The 14,117-nt window shown below is 39.8% G+C and carries 15 protein-coding genes; 5 read left to right on the top strand and 10 right to left on the bottom strand.

Translation table 11 applies throughout. The annotated features are described in order from the left end of the window. Positions 1-15 precede the first annotated feature (15 nt). The 7 genes from AC0L0O_RS06075 to hflX all read right to left on the bottom strand — a co-directional run bounded on the left by AC0L0O_RS06075 (position 16) and on the right by hflX (position 6,547). On the bottom strand, positions 16-822 hold the full coding sequence (locus tag AC0L0O_RS06075) for a DUF4097 family beta strand repeat-containing protein (RefSeq protein ID WP_473785667.1): 807 nt from the start codon (positions 820-822) through the stop codon (positions 16-18). Then, entirely contained in the window at positions 823-1,365 is a 543-nt protein-coding gene (locus AC0L0O_RS06070) for a DUF1700 domain-containing protein (protein ID WP_000032391.1), read from the bottom strand. It abuts the gene before it with no gap. Continuing rightward, the gene (locus AC0L0O_RS06065; RefSeq protein WP_001102618.1) at positions 1,358-1,681 is read right to left on the bottom strand and encodes a PadR family transcriptional regulator; all 324 of its coding nucleotides are present in this window, start codon (positions 1,679-1,681) and stop codon (positions 1,358-1,360) included. The genes AC0L0O_RS06070 and AC0L0O_RS06065 overlap by 8 nt, the downstream gene beginning before the upstream one ends. Before the next feature lie 378 nt (positions 1,682-2,059). Continuing rightward, complete coding sequence (gene glnA, locus AC0L0O_RS06060; RefSeq protein ID WP_000135328.1) at positions 2,060-3,394, bottom strand: type I glutamate--ammonia ligase; 1,335 nt, start codon at positions 3,392-3,394, stop codon at positions 2,060-2,062. 48 nt (positions 3,395-3,442) lie between these two features. Next, entirely contained in the window at positions 3,443-3,832 is a 390-nt protein-coding gene (gene glnR / locus AC0L0O_RS06055; protein ID WP_000656783.1) for a transcriptional repressor GlnR, read from the bottom strand. Between the two features lie 176 nt (positions 3,833-4,008). Further along, positions 4,009-5,280, bottom strand: a complete 1,272-nt coding sequence (locus AC0L0O_RS06050; RefSeq protein WP_000460319.1) for a methionine gamma-lyase family protein — start codon at positions 5,278-5,280, stop codon at positions 4,009-4,011. Continuing rightward, entirely contained in the window at positions 5,273-6,547 is a 1,275-nt protein-coding gene (gene hflX, locus AC0L0O_RS06045) for a GTPase HflX (RefSeq protein ID WP_000391400.1), read from the bottom strand. Before hflX ends, AC0L0O_RS06050 begins: the two co-directional genes overlap by 8 nt. A gap of 92 nt (positions 6,548-6,639) precedes the next feature. Here hflX and AC0L0O_RS06040 point away from each other — a divergent pair, with 92 nt between their 5' ends. Both AC0L0O_RS06040 and AC0L0O_RS06035 read left to right on the top strand, forming a co-directional pair. Beyond that, positions 6,640-7,263 carry a trimeric intracellular cation channel family protein gene (locus AC0L0O_RS06040; protein WP_000312272.1) on the top strand — a complete coding sequence of 208 codons (624 nt, stop codon included), beginning with the start codon at positions 6,640-6,642 and terminating at the stop codon, positions 7,261-7,263. Positions 7,264-7,362: 99 nt separating this feature from the next. After that, positions 7,363-7,497, top strand: coding sequence for a hypothetical protein (locus tag AC0L0O_RS06035; protein ID WP_000181491.1), 135 nt, complete (start codon positions 7,363-7,365; stop codon positions 7,495-7,497). A 35-nt stretch (positions 7,498-7,532) separates the two neighbouring features. Here the strand turns inward: AC0L0O_RS06035 and spoVK are convergent, their stop codons facing one another. Next, positions 7,533-8,489 (bottom strand): stage V sporulation protein K, encoded by a 957-nt coding sequence (gene spoVK, locus AC0L0O_RS06030; protein ID WP_000438185.1) that lies wholly within the window; start codon positions 8,487-8,489, stop codon positions 7,533-7,535. A gap of 113 nt (positions 8,490-8,602) precedes the next feature. Here spoVK and AC0L0O_RS06025 point away from each other — a divergent pair, with 113 nt between their 5' ends. From AC0L0O_RS06025 to AC0L0O_RS06015, 3 genes are all read left to right on the top strand, one after another. Beyond that, positions 8,603-9,568 carry a tyrosine-type recombinase/integrase gene (locus AC0L0O_RS06025; protein ID WP_000450309.1) on the top strand — a complete coding sequence of 322 codons (966 nt, stop codon included), beginning with the start codon at positions 8,603-8,605 and terminating at the stop codon, positions 9,566-9,568. A gap of 113 nt (positions 9,569-9,681) precedes the next feature. Continuing rightward, positions 9,682-12,381 (top strand): collagen-like repeat preface domain-containing protein, encoded by a 2,700-nt coding sequence (locus tag AC0L0O_RS06020; RefSeq protein ID WP_473785666.1) that lies wholly within the window; start codon positions 9,682-9,684, stop codon positions 12,379-12,381. Continuing rightward, the gene (locus AC0L0O_RS06015; RefSeq protein ID WP_172954629.1) at positions 12,378-12,809 is read left to right on the top strand and encodes a Gly-Xaa-Xaa repeat protein; all 432 of its coding nucleotides are present in this window, start codon (positions 12,378-12,380) and stop codon (positions 12,807-12,809) included. Before AC0L0O_RS06020 ends, AC0L0O_RS06015 begins: the two co-directional genes overlap by 4 nt. Positions 12,810-12,889: 80 nt before the next feature. Here the strand turns inward: AC0L0O_RS06015 and hfq are convergent, their stop codons facing one another. Further along, positions 12,890-13,114 carry an RNA chaperone Hfq gene (gene hfq, locus AC0L0O_RS06010; RefSeq protein WP_000813896.1) on the bottom strand — a complete coding sequence of 75 codons (225 nt, stop codon included), beginning with the start codon at positions 13,112-13,114 and terminating at the stop codon, positions 12,890-12,892. Positions 13,115-13,135: 21 nt separating this feature from the next. Beyond that, positions 13,136-14,089 carry a tRNA (adenosine(37)-N6)-dimethylallyltransferase MiaA gene (gene miaA / locus AC0L0O_RS06005; protein ID WP_000504940.1) on the bottom strand — a complete coding sequence of 318 codons (954 nt, stop codon included), beginning with the start codon at positions 14,087-14,089 and terminating at the stop codon, positions 13,136-13,138. Positions 14,090-14,117: the final 28 nt, after the last annotated feature.

Here is a 14,117-nt window from a genome sequence, read left to right as displayed (position 1 = left end):
CACACATTCTATTTCTTATGAACGCGTTTCAATCGTCACATCGCCCGCAGTTGTTTTACCGCTAATCTTTTTACTACCATTTCCAATTGTTACGTTGTTATTTTCTTCATTAAAAATTGTTACATCTCCAGCAGCACTTTGCCCAGTAATTATCGCATCTTTTGGTTTTTCCGATAAAGTAATATCTATATCTCCCGCAGTTGAACTTGCTTCTAGATTGTACTTAGAATCATGATCTAGAATATTTATTTCCCCACTGGTCGTTTTTGCAGTCACTTTCCCTATTACTTTTTTAAAGTTTACTTCACCAGCTTTTGTAGATCCCTCCACATTCTTAGCCGTTACATGTTTCAAATCCACTTCTCCAGTAAGTGTTCTAGCACTTACACGGTCACTTTTCACATCACTTATTTCAATTTGTCCAGCAGATGAATTTACTTTTACATCTTGGTAAGAGCGTTCAGGCACAAGGAGAGTCAATGTAGACGTTTGAAACCTAAAATCGTAAAAAGAAAAATCAAATGAAGCATCTTTTTCTCTTTCCCCAGTGATTTTTAATGTATCACCATCTTCAGTAATACGAATCTCTTGTTTACGCGCATCTCCTGATTGCTTTACATAAAAAGAAGAGTCAGGAGATTTTTGGATAGCAATATCCCCGGCATCTAACTTAACTTCTATATTTTTTAGTGTTTCATTTTTAATTATATCTTCTTTGTTTCCTTTTTCTGCGGTTTGCACTGCTTTTTCATATGTTTGTGAAATCCCTATTACTCCAATAATGATACAAGCAATCGCTACTAACAATATTTTTTTCATCATCTACTCCCCTTTTATCATTTTGAAGTTCCATATTACATAACGTACGCATAACCTTTTAAACCACTTCGTACTATAATAAGCAATAATACATAGCAACAAACCTACTCCAATAAACGTTATACTAACGAATAAATCCAACCATATAAAAGTACCCATAAATACTTTTCCAATTACGAAAAATGGTGTCACTACACTAGCAATCCCACCGACCCAAAAAGAAAATATAAAAGCGATAATTGCAAATAACGGGCCTAACACAATAATGAAATTAAACAAACTAAGTCCAATCGCTGCCATGACAGCTCTTGTCACATTTGAAGTTGATGGGTCTTTTTTCATTTCATCGAAGCGATACATCGCAAGTAATTCTTTTGCAATTACTTTCGGAGAGCCAAGACCCTTTATTATATCCGATTCATTTTTCCCCTCTTCTATCCCAAACTGAAAGTGCTCTTCATAATCAAATAAAATATCTTTCCTCTCTTCGTCTGGTAACTTTCTAAGATGACTTGATAATTCCTTAAGAAACTGTTCTTTACTCATCCCATTGCACCCCTTCAATAATTTCTTGTACGCCTTTCGCAAAATCACGCCACTCTGTTACTAACAAATTCAGTTGCGCTTCCCCTTGCTCAGTTAGTTGATAATATTTACGAGGCGGTCCCTCCGTAGATTCTTTTAAATACGTTTGAAAATATCCTTCTTTCGTTAAACGACGTAATAAAGGATATACCGATCCTTCCGATATTAAAAATTTATTTGAGATTTGCTGAACAAGTTCATAGCCGTAACAATCCTTACGTTTCACAAGTGCCAGTACACATAGTTCTAACACACCTTTTTTAAACTGAACGTTCAAGGACAATCCCCCTTTCTCATTTCAGTACTGTTCAATACACGGTACCTTCCTTATCCATAATATACCACTTAGTATTGTTTATTGCAAGGTACTGTATTTTTAAACACTCGAACTTTAGTATGAAATATATCCAATACCGAACACAACATATCATACAATTTTTTATACCCATAGATATTACGCATGTTACTTTTACTTATCCACCCTTTTGGAACACAAAACAATTCGAATTTCACCACGTTACATTAAAGATATGGAATAGAAATTTAAATACCGTCATAATTTTTTCAGACATCTATTCAATTCATTTCAACTAATACCTATATTGCCAATAAATAAAAAAGCCCTGATACCGTAGTATCAGGGCTTCCTCACCTCTTAGTACAGAGACATATATTGATCGCGTTCCCATTGGTGAACTTGCGTACGGAAGATATCCCACTCAATTTCCTTCGCTTCAATGAAGTGCTCAAGTAAGTGATCTCCTAATGCGTTACTAATTACTTCGTTAGATTGTAATGTAACTAAAGCTTGCGCTAATGTTGCTGGTAAGTCAACGATACCTGCTTCTTCGCGCTCTTCTTTTGTCATTACGTAGATGTTACGGTCTACTGCAGCTGGTGGAGTTAATTTGTTTTTAATTCCATCAAGACCTGCAGCTAATAATGTAGCCATTACTAAATATGGGTTTGCAGCTGGGTCAACACTACGTACTTCTACGCGTGTACTAATACCACGAGATGCAGGGATACGTACTAATGGGCTACGGTTTTGTGCAGACCATGCTACGTAACAAGGAGCTTCGTATCCAGGTACTAAACGCTTGTAAGAGTTTACAGTTGGGTTTGCTACCGCTGTAAATGCTGGTGCGTGTTTTAAAATACCTGCGATGAAGTGACGAGCATCATCACTTAATTGTAAGTCACCGTTTTGATCGAAGAATACGTTCTCACCATTTTTGAATAGTGATAAGTTACAGTGCATACCTGAACCGTTCACACCGTATAATGGTTTTGGCATAAATGTTGCGTGTAAACCGTGTTTACGAGCAATTGTTTTTACAACAAGTTTGAATGTTTGAATGTCATCACATGAGCGAATTGCGTTTGCATATTTGAAGTCAATTTCGTGTTGCCCTGGAGCAACCTCATGGTGAGACGCTTCAATTTCAAAGCCCATTTCTTCAAGTTCAAGAACGATATCACGACGACAGTTTTCCCCTAGATCCATCGGCGCAAGGTCGAAGTATCCACCGTTATCGTTTAATTCTAATGTCGGATTTCCTTTTTCATCTACTTTGAATAGGAAGAATTCTGGCTCTGGTCCAAGATTGAAATCTGAGAATCCTAAAGCTTCCATTTCTTTTAATACACGTTTTAAATTGTTACGTGGATCTCCTTCAAATGGAGTGCCATCTGCATTGTAAATATCACAGATTAATCGAGCTACTTTACCTTTTTCAGCTGTCCAAGGGAAAATTACCCAAGTATCTAAATCTGGATATAAGTACATATCAGATTCTTCAATACGTACGAAACCTTCAATAGAAGATCCATCAAACATCATTTTGTTATCAAGAGCTTTTGTTAATTGGCTCACTGGAATTTCTACGTTTTTAATTACTCCTAAAAGGTCCGTAAATTGTAATCGGATATACTTTACATTCTCTTCTTTCGCCAAACGGAAAATATCTTCTTTTGTGTACCTAGCCATTATAAATTCCTCCTTAGTCCCTCTAAACACCTTCAGAATCAGTTCTCTTTAGTGAAAAAACCTTGAAATATCACCTTGTCGCAATGAAGTTCGATTAAATCTACCTGTATGTTGTAGTTCGTCTCGAAGTATTTTGCGAAGCTCAGTTTTTGAAATTTCTTTCGTTTCTTCTTTTACTTTCACTGCTTCTGTTTGATTTTCTTTCATCAGTAACACTTGTTTAATACCAGCCATATTCAAGCCTTGATCTAATAAATCTTTAATCTCTAACAACTTATCTACATCGTTAAATGAAAATAATCTACGATTCCCCTTTGTACGGGTTGGAGAAACAAGATTATGCTCTTCATAGTAGCGAATTTGACGTGCAGATAATTGTGTTAAATCCATAACAATACCAATAGGAAACAGCGGGGCAGAACGTCTATCTTCTTTCATTGTTTCAGTTCCTCCTTCGCCTTAACTGCTTCTCATTTTATACCACGTTATGTTTAGTGTCAATAGATGTTAGCTTTTCTTACATGATTTTTTTTAAAAATTTTTTCATTCTTTTTTCTAATGAAATAAATCCTTACTTTCACGCGAAAAAAGCTGTCGAAATCGACAGCTTCCCTTTAAGAAATTGTTAATAATTCTTTTTCAATTAATGCATCAATTGCAGAACAAATTGCAATCTTCACATGCGAATAAGTTAATCCACCTTGTACGTAAGCAACATAAGGCGGACGAATCGGACCATCAGCTGATAATTCAATACTCGCACCTTGAATAAACGTTCCCGCGGCCATAATGACATCATCTTCATAACCTGGCATATAGTTCGCATACGGAGTGAAGTGGGAATTAATCGGAGATGCATATTGAATCGCTTGGCAGAACGCTATCATACGATCTTTATCATCAAATTGAACAGACTGAATTAAATCTGTTCTTGGTGCATTCCATGCTGGTGATGTATTCATTCCTAACTTCTCTAAAAATGCAGCTGTAAAAATCGCACCTTTTAGCGCTTGTCCCGCTACGTGCGGCGCTAAGAAGAAACCTTGATACATTTCTTGCAGACTATATAAAGATGCTCCTGCTTCCGCACCGATTCCTGGAGATGTTAAACGATAGGCACACGCTTCAACATACTGTTCTTTACCAACAATATAACCACCAGTTTTAACAATTCCCCCGCCTGGGTTTTTAATAAGCGAACCCGCCATTAAATCTGCACCAACATGGCATGGCTCTTGTTCTTCAATAAACTCCCCATAACAGTTATCTACAAACACGACAACATCCGGTTTAATTTCTTTAACAAACGCTATCATTTCTTTAATTTGAGAAATAGTAAAAGACGGACGAGTAGCATAACCTTTTGAGCGCTGAATACCGATCATTTTCGTATTACTATGAATGGCAGCCGCAACAGCCCCTAAATCAACAAGCCCCTCTTCAGTAAGCGGAACTGCATTATAACCAATATTATATTCTTTAAATGAACCTACACCTTTTCCGCGTACACCAACGATTTCTTCTAACGTATCATACGGCTTGCCAGTGATGTACAATAACTCATCTCCTGGACGTAAAATACCAAATAACGCTGTAGAAATAGCGTGAGTACCTGAAATGATTTGCGGACGAACTAGGCCAGCTTCCGCTCCAAATACATCTGCATACACTTTTTCTAGCGTATCACGACCAATATCGTCATAACCGTAACCTGTCGTCGGAATAAAATGTGAATCACTAATTTTATGTTTACGAAAACTTTCTAATACACGAAACTGATTACTTTCAATTACTTCATCCGCACGTTTATGTACTTCTGTAATTTGGCTCTCTACTTCTTTTACAATCGGAGCAATCTTTTTTCCATTTTTCAAACGATCAAACATTTTTATTTTCTCCTTCTTCCACTAAAAATCTCTTTAATTGCACATTAAGTGATGAATGAGCAAAAATATATCCTGCGCAATCATACACAAATTTATCTTCCAAAAACTCCATCTTCGTTAATAGCGTCTCCGTCTTTAGTAACGTTAACAACTTACCTTCACTCGGAGGAATCTCCACTTGATAACGATTCATTTCTTCCTTCATTTTCGTTTCTATCGCTTCTTTTATATGTAATAGATCCTTTTCTTCAAAAGCACTAGTCATTAAGAAGTCATTTTTCGGAAACGGAATAAAGTTTTGATGTAATTCATCTTTTTTATTATATAACGTAATAATAGGAATATGATTAATTTCGAGTTCTGACAATAATTGTTTTACTGTTTTCTCATGCCCTACATAATTAGGATCTGCAGAATCCACAACATGTAAAATAACATCCGCTTCACCAGCTTCTTCTAACGTCGAACGGAATGCAGCAATTAATGACGTAGGTAAATCTTGTATAAAACCAACTGTATCAGTTAGTAATACTGTATAACCAGAAGGTAGCGGCATCTTCCTTGTTGTCGGGTCTAGTGTTGCAAACAACAAGTTTTCTTCAAATGTATCGGCTTCCGTTAATCTATTAAACAGTGTAGATTTTCCCGCATTCGTATATCCTATTAACGAAACTTGAAATACTTTATTATCTTTTCTTCTCTCACGATATCTTTTTCGATGTTCCACAACAACCGCAAGTTGTTTCTTTATTTCATCAATGCGTGATCGAATATGACGACGGTCCGTCTCAAGCTTCGTTTCACCCGGCCCTCTCGTTCCAATACCACCACCAAGACGTGATAAAGACAATCCTTGTCCCATAAGACGCGGCATTGTATATTGCAACTGAGCTAATTCTACTTGAAGCTTCCCTTCTCTCGATTTCGCACGTTGCGCAAAAATATCTAATATGAGTTGCGTTCGATCAATTACCCTCGCATCTAATACTGAGGATAAATTCCGAATTTGACTCGGTGTTAATTCGTTATTAAATACGATAACATCCGGTTCTAATTCTTCAGTTAACATGGTAAGCTCTTCTAATTTACCTTTACCGATATAAGTCGCCGGATGAAACTTCGGTCGTTTTTGCGTTGTAGACACTAACAATTCTGCTCGTGCAGTCTTCGCTAGCGATGCAAGCTCTTTCATGGAATGCATAAACTTTTCATCATCATCTTGCGGCAATTGACAGCCCACTAATATGACTTTTTCTTTTTCTTCCATCAAATATGTTCACTCATCCTTTTCGAAATTTAAACCTTCTAATATAATAGCAGAGGAAGCACATTTCATCTAGTTAGCGGGGGAGAAAATTCATGGCATGGGAGATTTTTAGCATCATAGGCACAATTGCCTTCGCACTAAGCGGAGCCATTGTTGCAATGGAAGAGGATTATGATATTTTCGGGGTGTATATTTTAGGAATGGCAACCGCATTTGGGGGAGGTGCCCTTCGTAATTTATTAATTGGTTATCCGATTGTCGCGTTTTGGCAACAAGACATGTTATTTCAAATCGCACTTTTATCAATGACGATTATTTTTCTTTTTCCAAATAAATTAATTAGACACTGGAAAAAGTGGGAAAATATCACTGATGCTATCGGCTTATCAGCATTTGCCGTGCAAGGAGCATTATACGCTCAAAAACTAAATTTACCTATTAGCGCTACGATCGTAGCAGCTGTTCTAACTGGCATTGGCGGCGGTATCATCCGCGATCTTTTAGCTCGTAGAAAGCCTCTCGTTCTTCGAGCTGAAGTATATGCTTTTTGGACGATTCTAGCCGGTTTCTTAATCGGCGCTCAAATTATTGTTAGCGATTGGGCTCTATACACCTTATTCATTTTAATTGTTTGCTTCCGCATGGTTTCTATTCATTACAAATGGCATTTACCGCATAGACGCATCGACACAAACGAACGTTCAATGCATAAATAGCAATCCAACCTCTTTACAAATCGTAAAGAGGTTTTTCTTTTCTAATGAGTTTTTCTTTACATAATGTTTATACTAATCCTCAAAGCGAGGTGAATACAAATGACAAACCACGTTAATAAAGGGGCTCAAAAAAGCTCAGTAGGCCAATTTGGACACGACCTTCATTCCGCACACGAAAAAAGTGCTAAAATGGAACGCTTCCATAAATCTTATCAAGGAAAAGAAAAAAAATAATAAAAGCACTTATATAGAAAAAACAGACGCACAGCTTACGTACTGTGCGTCTCCTCTTCAAGCATCAAATCACTACTTGATATTCCAACCAAATCATATTTATCATACGCATCCTCTTGCAACAACCGCATAGCTTGTGTACGAATCGATTTTTCAACAATATTCCGGACATACCGCCCATTACTAAAGGATGTAATTTGCGACGAGTACTTTACAGCATGTAAATGATCTCTAAATTTCCATTCAGCCTCTTTCGATAACTGATATTCACGTTCTTCATACATCCGCTTCCCTATTTCTAACAGCTGATTTACTGAGTAATCCGCGAATTCAATTATAAACGGAAAACGGGATTGTAATCCTGGATTCAATGAAAGAAAGTGATTCATCTCTCTTGAATATCCGGCTAAAATCAATACAAAACCGTGTTGTTTATCTTCCATATGTTTTACAAGCGTGTCAATTGCCTCTTTCCCGAAATCTTTTTCTCCCCCTCGTGCTAATGAATACGCCTCATCAATAAACAAAATTCCTCCCATTGCTTTTTTTATTAAATCTCTTGTTTTTTGAGCTGTATGACCGATGTACTCTCCTACAAGATCCGCACGCTCCGCTTCAACTAAATGCCCTTTTGATAGAATATTCATCTCAAACAATAATTTCCCTATCATTCTAGCAACAGTTGTCTTCCCTGTACCTGGATTTCCTTTAAACAACATATGAAGCACTTGCTTCTCAGACTTCAATCCTATTTCTTGTCGTTTTTTATTTACATAAATCCAAGCATATATTTCTTTTATTATCTTTTTTATATCATCCATCCCAACGAGCTTTCCCATCTCTTCTTCTATTCTTTGCAACATCTCATGTTTCGTAGTAGTTTCACTTGAAATTACTGTTTTATTTTCTGCGGCCGGTAAAGAAATTTTCTTTCGATGATTTAACACAATGTTAATTTGATTATTATTTTTCTTTCGCATCGATTGTTCCATTCAATCACCTCATTTTATCCACTCACCAAATATTATTATTCTTGTCTCCCTTGCAAATGACTATTTTCAGAAAAGTTTGCTATAATATAAGAAATAATGAAGGTGGTGGGACTATGGAGACAACGGAATTCCATGATACAATACAAGCCTTTTCTATTTTTTTATTGAATAAAGGCCGAAAACCTTCAACCATTAAACGTTACGTTTATGACATTGAAGATTTCGGACATTGGTTAGAAAAAAACAAAAAGCTCCCTTCCAGTAATATATGGGCTACACTTTGTACAAAAGACTACGAAGATTACTTTTCCGATTTAAAAAAGAATCGACATTACTCAGAGAAAACGATGCACCGTGTATTTATTGTATTAAATAGAATGCATCACTTTCTAAACATCCCTAATCCATTAAAGAACATGGAAATTTCTATTCAACCAGATCGCACACTTCGCAATGAAGATTTCATTTCATCTGATGAAGAAAAAAGATTAAAACATATAGTTACTTCATTAGAAGGACTTTCAGAAAAACAGCGTCCTGTACGCCCTTTATTGATGGATCGTAATATCGCTATTTTAAATTTACTAATTGACTATGGATTATCCTTACAGGAACTTACAGCATTAACTATGCATCACGTCCACTTTGAAACGAACACATTATCTATCCCAGCAACCGCAGGGGTAGAAAGAACAATTTCATTAACCAGCGAAGACAAAAAACAACTATATACCTATTACAAAAGCATCCCTGAACCCGTTCGTCCAAAATACCATAGTAATGATCCATTATTTGTCGCATTCGATTTTAATCGAGGAACTTACAGATGGGTATACGAAAATGATGCACCAAAAGGATTAACAGAAATCGCTATCCAAAAAATGATTCGCCTTGAAGTATCTAGAGCTAATTTACGCAAAGGAATCTCAGGACAACACTTTCGCAACACCTATATTTTAAATTTAATAAAAAAAGAGACTCCGGAGTCAGAAATTATAAAGCTAGCTGGGTTCAAATCAAAAATTTCACTAAAACGATATTATCAATACGCAGAAAATGGAAAAAACGCCTTATCATAAGGCGTTTTTTCTATTTTTTCTTCAAACAAACGATTTTACTATGACCATTTAACTAATTTTTGCATCTACTATGATGAGTTTCATTCACATTCTCATTAGAAAGGAGAGATTTAATGTCTCGTTATGACGACAGTCAAAACAAATTCTCCAAACCATGCTTTCCAAGTAGCGCTGGACGAATCCCGAATACTCCATCAATCCCAGTTACTAAGGCACAACTTAGAACATTTCGCGCAATCATTATTGATTTAACAAAAATAATCCCAAAACTTTTCGCAAATCCATCTCCCCAAAATATTGAAGATCTAATCGATACATTGAACCTACTAAGTAAATTTATTTGTTCACTAGACGCTGCTTCCTCCCTGAAAGCACAAGGATTAGCTATTATTAAAAACTTAATAACTATATTAAAAAACCCAACTTTCGTAGCAAGTGCTGTATTTATCGAGCTTCAAAATCTAATTAATTATTTACTATCCATTACAAAACTATTCCGAATTGACCCTTGCACACTTCAAGAGCTTCTTAAATTAATAGCAGCATTACAAACCGCTTTAGTTAATTCTGCTTCATTCATTCAAGGACCTACTGGACCTACTGGGCCAGCTGGTGCTACTGGTGCCACTGGACCTCAGGGTGCTCAAGGTAACACAGGTGCTACTGGTGCCACTGGACCTCAAGGCGCTCAAGGTAACACAGGTGCTACTGGTGCCACTGGACCTCAAGGCGCTCAAGGACCAGCGGGTGCTACTGGCGCTACTGGACCTCAGGGTGCTCAAGGTAACACGGGCGCTACTGGACCTCAGGGTGTTCAAGGTAACACGGGCGCTACTGGTGCCACTGGACCTCAAGGCGCTCAAGGTAACACAGGTGCTACTGGTGCCACTGGACCTCAGGGTGCTCAAGGTAACACAGGCGCTACTGGACCTCAAGGCGCTCAAGGTAACACAGGTGCTACTGGCGCTACTGGACCTCAAGGCGCTCAAGGTAACACAGGTGCTACTGGTGCCACTGGACCTCAAGGCGCTCAAGGACCAGCGGGTGCTACTGGCGCTACTGGACCTCAAGGTGCTCAAGGTAACACAGGTGCTACTGGACCTCAGGGTATTCAAGGTAACACGGGCGCTACTGGTGCTACCGGCATAGGAGTTACCGGACCTACTGGGCCTTCTGGTGGGCCTCCTGGACCTACTGGACCTCAAGGTAACACGGGTGCTACTGGTGCCACTGGACCTCAAGGCGCTCAAGGACCAGCAGGTGCTACTGGCGCTACTGGTCCTCAAGGCGTTCAAGGTAACACAGGTGCTACTGGTGCTACTGGACCTCAGGGTGTTCAAGGTAACACAGGTGCTACTGGCGCTACTGGTCCTCAAGGCGTTCAAGGTAACACAGGTGCTACTGGTGCTACTGGACCTCAGGGTGTTCAAGGTAACACAGGTGCTACTGGCGCTACTGGACCTCAGGGTGTTCAAGGTAACACAGGTGCTACTGGCGCTACTGGACCTCAAGGCGTTCAAGGTAACACAGGTGCTACTGGCGCTACTGGACCTCAAGGTATTCAAGGACCAGCAGGTGCTACTGGTGCTACTGGACCTCAAGGCGTTCAAGGTAACACGGGTGCTACTGGTGCCACTGGACCTCAAGGCGTTCAAGGTAACACAGGTGCTACTGGACCTCAAGGTGTTCAAGGACCAGCAGGTGCTACTGGTGCCACTGGACCTCAAGGTGTTCAAGGACCAGCAGGTGCTACTGGCGCTACTGGACCTCAGGGTGTTCAAGGTAACACAGGTGCTACTGGACCTCAAGGCGTTCAAGGTAACACAGGTGCTACTGGCGCTACTGGACCTCAGGGTGTTCAAGGACCAGCGGGTGCTACCGGTGCCACTGGACCTCAAGGTGTTCAAGGTAACACGGGCGCTACTGGACCTCAAGGCGTTCAAGGTAACACGGGTGCTACTGGTGCCACTGGACCTCAAGGCGCTCAAGGACCAGCGGGTGCTACTGGTGCCACTGGACCCCAAGGCGTTCAAGGTAACACAGGTGCTACTGGCGCTACTGGACTTCAAGGCGCTCAAGGACCAGCGGGTGCTACTGGTGCTACTGGACCTCAGGGTGTTCAAGGACCAGCGGGTGCTACTGGTGCTACTGGACCTCAGGGTGTTCAAGGACCAGCGGTGCTACTGGTGCTACTGGACCTCAGGGTGTTCAAGGACCAGCGGGTGCTACCGGTGCCACTGGACCTCAAGGTGTTCAAGGGCCAGCAGGTGCTACCGGTGCCACTGGACCTCAAGGTGTTCAAGGTAACACGGGTGCTACTGGTGCCACTGGACCTCAAGGTGCTCAAGGACCAGCAGGTGCTACCGGTGCCACTGGACCTCAAGGTGCTCAAGGACCAGCAGGCGCTACCGGTGCTACTGGACCTCAAGGTGCTCAAGGACCAGCAGGTGCTACCGGTGCCACTGGACCTCAAGGTGTTCAAGGACCAGCAGGTGCTACTGGACCTCAAGGCGTTCAAGGACCAGCAGGTGCTACCGGTGCCACTGGACCTCAAGGTGCTCAAGGACCAGCAGGTGCTACCGGTGCTACTGGACCTCAAGGTGCTCAAGGACCAGCAGGCGCTACCGGTGCTACTGGACCTCAAGGTGCTCAAGGACCAGCAGGTGCTACTGGTGCCACTGGACCTCAAGGTATTCAAGGGCCTGCTGGTGCTACTGGTGCCACTGGACCTCAAGGTGCTCAAGGACCGGCTGGTGCTACCGGCGCTACTGGACCTCAAGGTGTTCAAGGGCCAACGGGTGCTACTGGTATAGGAGTTACCGGACCTACTGGGCCTTCTGGACCTAGCTTCCCTGTAGCAACAATTGTTGTAACAAACAACATTCAACAAACAGTACTCCAATTTAACAACTTCATTTTTAATACTGCAATTAACGTAAACAACATTATCTTCAACGGCACAGATACAGTTACTGTTATCAACGCTGGTATTTATGTCATTAGCGTATCCATCTCTACAACTGCACCAGGATGTGCACCACTCGGAGTAGGAATTTCAATAAATGGAGCAGTCGCAACTGACAACTTCTCTTCAAATCTAATAGGCGACTCACTTTCATTCACTACGATCGAAACGTTAACTGCCGGCGCGAACATTTCTGTCCAATCCACTCTTAATGAGATTACGATCCCTGCAACAGGAAACACTAATATTCGTCTAACTGTATTTAGAATCGCTTAAATTTCACTATTTATTTTTTATAACAAATAAAAAAAGAGCGAGAAACTCGCTCTTTTTTTGTTATGTACAATAATTCATTACTACTCTAATTCAATTGAAACATTTTTTTGTGGTACGAATGTAGAAATTGCATGTTTATAAATAAGCTGTTGCTTACCTTCTGTTTCCAGTAGGACTGTAAAATTATCAAATCCTTTAATTAATCCACGAAGCTGGAAACCATTTAATAAGTACAGCGTAACAAACGTATTCTCTTTACGGAGTTGATTTAAAAACTGATCTTGAATATTGATTGATTGCTTCATGTCGAATCCTCCTCTTTTTCTCTACTTACTATTATTCGACTTTAGTTGTAGCTTTCCTTCTATGTATCGTAAAATTTCTGACGTTTTTTCACCGTCTGTAACATCAAACCATGTGACATCCATCTTATTACGGAACCACGTTAATTGACGTTTTGCATAACGACGTGAATTCGTCTTTAATTGTGATACCGCTTCTTCTAAAGAGACACGATCCTCAAAATAATCATATATCTCTTTATACCCAATCGCTTGAATAGATTGACAATCTCGTATCCCTCTATTATACAACCCTTCTACTTCTTCTAATAAACCTTGGTCCATCATTATATCAACTCGTAAGTTAATGCGATCGTATAGCATTTCACGATCCATTGTCAAGCCAATTAAGGAAACATCGTATAATAACTCGTTTTCTTGTTTTTCAAGTTGATCACTCATTTTTTCACCCGACGTGTGAAAAATTTCTAACGCTCTAATGACACGACGCACATTATTTGCATGAATACGCTCAGCGCTTTCTGGGTCTACTTCTTGTAATTTCTTATGTACATATTCCACACCACGTTCTAATGCTAACTTTTCCATTTGTTCTCGGTATATAGCATCACCAGCATCATCCGTAAACTGATAATCGAATAAAACAGACTGTATATACAGACCAGTTCCACCAACGATAATTGGTAATTTACCACGCTCTGTAATCTCTCGAATATGCTTACGAACACGTTCTTGAAACTCGGCAACTGAAAATGATTCTTCCGGATTTTTTATATCGACCATATAATGTGGAATTCCATCCATCTCTTCTTTCGTCACCTTTGCAGTTCCAATATCCATCGTACGATAAATCTGCATGGAATCTCCACTTATAATTTCACCGTTCAACGCTTTAGCAAGATCAATACTTAACTTCGTCTTCCCAACAGCAGTTGGTCCAATGATGACAGCAACTTTTTCACGTTGCACTTCTCCCATATCATTCAACTCTCTTTATGTAATGTAC

The organism is Bacillus sp. GS3m_15504, assembly GCF_055825275.1.
The sequence above is the reverse complement of the archived record's forward strand: the minus strand, read 5'-3'. Positions and strand labels throughout refer to the sequence as shown.

Bases quoted from the DNA above. Each gene is read 5' to 3' on its own strand.
- hflX (WP_000391400.1), bottom strand. From the start codon at position 6,547: ATGGAAGAAAAAGAAAAAGTCATATTAGTGGGCTGTCAATTGCCGCAA.
- glnR (WP_000656783.1), bottom strand. From the start codon at position 3,832: ATGAAAGAAGATAGACGTTCTGCCCCGCTGTTTCCTATTGGTATTGTT.
- AC0L0O_RS06075 (WP_473785667.1), bottom strand. From the start codon at position 822: ATGATGAAAAAAATATTGTTAGTAGCGATTGCTTGTATCATTATTGGA.
- AC0L0O_RS06050 (WP_000460319.1), bottom strand. From the start codon at position 5,280: ATGTTTGATCGTTTGAAAAATGGAAAAAAGATTGCTCCGATTGTAAAA.
- AC0L0O_RS06035 (WP_000181491.1), top strand. From the start codon at position 7,363: ATGACAAACCACGTTAATAAAGGGGCTCAAAAAAGCTCAGTAGGCCAA.
- spoVK (WP_000438185.1), bottom strand. From the start codon at position 8,489: ATGGAACAATCGATGCGAAAGAAAAATAATAATCAAATTAACATTGTG.
- hfq (WP_000813896.1), bottom strand. From the start codon at position 13,114: ATGAAGCAATCAATCAATATTCAAGATCAGTTTTTAAATCAACTCCGT.
- miaA (WP_000504940.1), bottom strand. From the start codon at position 14,089: ATGGGAGAAGTGCAACGTGAAAAAGTTGCTGTCATCATTGGACCAACT.
- glnA (WP_000135328.1), bottom strand. From the start codon at position 3,394: ATGGCTAGGTACACAAAAGAAGATATTTTCCGTTTGGCGAAAGAAGAG.
- AC0L0O_RS06040 (WP_000312272.1), top strand. From the start codon at position 6,640: ATGGCATGGGAGATTTTTAGCATCATAGGCACAATTGCCTTCGCACTA.
- AC0L0O_RS06020 (WP_473785666.1), top strand. From the start codon at position 9,682: ATGTCTCGTTATGACGACAGTCAAAACAAATTCTCCAAACCATGCTTT.
- AC0L0O_RS06070 (WP_000032391.1), bottom strand. From the start codon at position 1,365: ATGAGTAAAGAACAGTTTCTTAAGGAATTATCAAGTCATCTTAGAAAG.
- AC0L0O_RS06025 (WP_000450309.1), top strand. From the start codon at position 8,603: ATGGAGACAACGGAATTCCATGATACAATACAAGCCTTTTCTATTTTT.